Origin of the sequence: Isoptericola sp. 178 (genome assembly GCF_030586525.1) — a bacterium.
GTDB lineage: Bacteria > Actinomycetota > Actinomycetes > Actinomycetales > Cellulomonadaceae > Isoptericola > Isoptericola sediminis.
This window is the reverse complement of sequence record NZ_JAUQYN010000007.1, coordinates 1,844-4,727: the sequence shown is the minus strand read 5'-3', so window position 1 is coordinate 4,727 and position 2,884 is coordinate 1,844. Positions and strand designations below refer to the sequence as shown.

The following is a 2,884-nucleotide window of genomic DNA, read 5'->3' as shown; positions in this document are numbered from 1 at the left end:
GGTGGGGGGCCTGCTGTGAAGGGTGTCCGGCGGCGTCCTACTCTCCCACCCCGTCTCCAGGGCAGTACCATCGGCGCTGAAGGGCTGAGCTTCCGGGTTCGGTATGGGACCGGGCGTTTCCCCTTCGCTGTGACCGCCGTAACGCTGTCGAGTTGTTCGGGTTCCCCGTGGTCCACCCTGGTCGGGGGGTGGTGGGGGTGGTGCCCGTTTCTCGGGAACCGCACAGTGGACGCGTGCATAGCAGTGTATGTGTATGGAAGTTGTCGGCTGATTAGTACCGGTCAGCTGCGACAGTCGTTGGTCCTGTCTTCCACTTCCGGCCTATCTACCCAGTGGTCTAGCTGGGTGCCTTCACAGGACTGGCCTGTTGGAAACCTCATCTTGAAGCAGGCTTCCCGCTTAGATGCTTTCAGCGGTTATCCCTCCCGAACGTAGCGAACCAGCGGTGCTCCTGGCGGAACAACTGGCATACCAGAGGTTCGTCCGTCCCGGTCCTCTCGTACTAGGGACAGCCCTTCTCAAGTTTCCTGCGCGCGCAGCGGATAGGGACCGAACTGTCTCACGACGTTCTAAACCCAGCTCGCGTGCCGCTTTAATGGGCGAACAGCCCAACCCTTGGGACCTACTCCAGCCCCAGGATGCGACGAGCCGACATCGAGGTGCCAAACCATCCCGTCGATATGGACTCTTGGGGAAGATCAGCCTGTTATCCCCGGGGTACCTTTTATCCGTTGAGCGACGGCGCTTCCACGAGCCACCGCCGGATCACTAGTTCCGACTTTCGTCCCTGCTCGACCTGTCGGTCTCACAGTCAAGCTCCCTTGTGCACTTGCACTCGACACCTGATTGCCAACCAGGCTGAGGGAACCTTTGAGCGCCTCCGTTACTTTTTGGGAGGCAACCGCCCCAGTTAAACTACCCACCAGGCACTGTCCCTGGTCCGGATCACGGACCGAGGTTAGATGGTCGATGCGGTCAGAGTGGTATTTCAACGGCGACTCCACCGGCGCTGGCGCGCCGGTTTCGTAGTCTCCCACCTATCCTACACAAACCGCACCGAACACCAATACCAAGCTGTAGTAAAGGTCCCGGGGTCTTTCCGTCCTGCTGCGCGTAACGAGCATCTTTACTCGTAGTGCAATTTCGCCGAGTTCGTGGTCGAGACAGCGGAGAAGTCGTTACGCCATTCGTGCAGGTCGGAACTTACCCGACAAGGAATTTCGCTACCTTAGGATGGTTATAGTTACCACCGCCGTTTACTGGGGCTTAAATTCTGGGCTTCGCCGAAGCTGACCCGTCCTCTTAACCTTCCAGCACCGGGCAGGCGTCAGTCCGTATACATCGTCTTGCGACTTCGCACGGACCTGTGTTTTTAGTAAACAGTCGCTTCTCCCTGGTCTCTGCGGCCCTCACCGCTTCCCCCAGCAAGTGGGTTCACGGATCAGGCCCCCCTTCTCCCGAAGTTACGGGGGCATTTTGCCGAGTTCCTTAACCACGATTCTCTCGATCGCCTTAGTATTCTCTACCTGACCACCTGAGTCGGTTTGGGGTACGGGCGGCTAGAACCTCGCGTCGAGGCTTTTCTTGGCAGCTGAGGATCACCCGATTCCCGCATACGCGGTATCTGTCGACTCTCACCCTCGTGCCTCGCGGATTTGCCTACGAGGCGGGCTACGGCCTTGGACGTGGTCAACCATCGCCACGCCGGGCTACCTTCCTGCGTCACCCCTGTTAACACGCTTACCTAGTACCGGCTCGGGTCCCACGCCTAGTCACCGGTGACGTCCCGAAGGACGTCGGTGGTGGTTCGGGGTGGTTAGCATCACCGGATTCGGTATGGGCGGTTCTTCGCCGGTAGGAGAATATCAACTCCTTGTCCATCGACTACGCCTGTCGGCCTCGCCTTAGGTCCCGACTTACCCAGGGAGGATTAACCTGGCCCTGGAACCCTTGGTCATTCGGCGGACGGGTTTCTCACCCGTCTTTCGCTACTCATGCCTGCATTCTCACTCGTGTGGTCTCCACCGCTGGATCACTCCGCGGCTTCACCGCCCACACGACGCTCCCCTACCCGCCCACACGCCTGAACAGCGATCAAGTCGCTGCTGGGCTTGTGTGAGCGCCACGGCTTCGGCGGTGTACTTGAGCCCCGCTACATTGTCGGCGCGGAATCACTTGACCAGTGAGCTATTACGCACTCTTTCAAGGGTGGCTGCTTCTAAGCCAACCTCCTGGTTGTCTGGGCAACTCCACATCCTTTCCCACTGAGCACACGCTTAGGGGCCTTAGCCGGTGGTCTGGGCTGTTTCCCTCTCGACTACGAAGCTTATCCCCCGCAGTCTCACTGCCACGCTCTGGCTTGCCGGCATTCGGAGTTTGGTTGACGTCAGTAACCTGGTAGGGCCCATCGGCCATCCAGTAGCTCTACCTCCGGCAAGGAACGCGTGACGCTGCACCTAAATGCATTTCGGGGAGAACCAGCTATCACGAAGTTTGATTGGCCTTTCACCCCTAACCACAGGTCATCCCCTCAGTTTTCAACCTAAGTGGGTTCGGTCCTCCACGCCGTCTTACCGGCGCTTCAACCTGCCCATGGCTAGATCACTTCGCTTCGGGTCTAGACCCGGCGACTGAATCGCCCTGTTCGGACTCGCTTTCGCTACGGCTTCCCCACACGGGTTAACCTCGCCACCGAGCACTAACTCGCAGGCTCATTCTTCAAAAGGCACGCCGTCACCCCCACCAGGGAGGCTCCGACGGCTTGTAGGCACACGGTTTCAGGTACTATTTCACTCCCCTCACGGGGTACTTTTCACCGTTCCCTCACGGTACTGATCCGCTATCGGTCACTAGGTAGTATTTAGGCTTAGCAAGTGGTCTTGCC

2 rRNA genes are annotated in these 2,884 nt (G+C 58.9%); both read right to left on the bottom strand.

The features are described from left to right. Positions 1-24: 24 nt before the first annotated feature. A 5S ribosomal RNA gene (gene rrf, locus Q6349_RS15285) occupies positions 25-141 on the bottom strand. A 112-nt stretch (positions 142-253) separates the two neighbouring features. Further along, positions 254-2,884: ribosomal RNA gene (locus tag Q6349_RS15280) — 23S ribosomal RNA — on the bottom strand.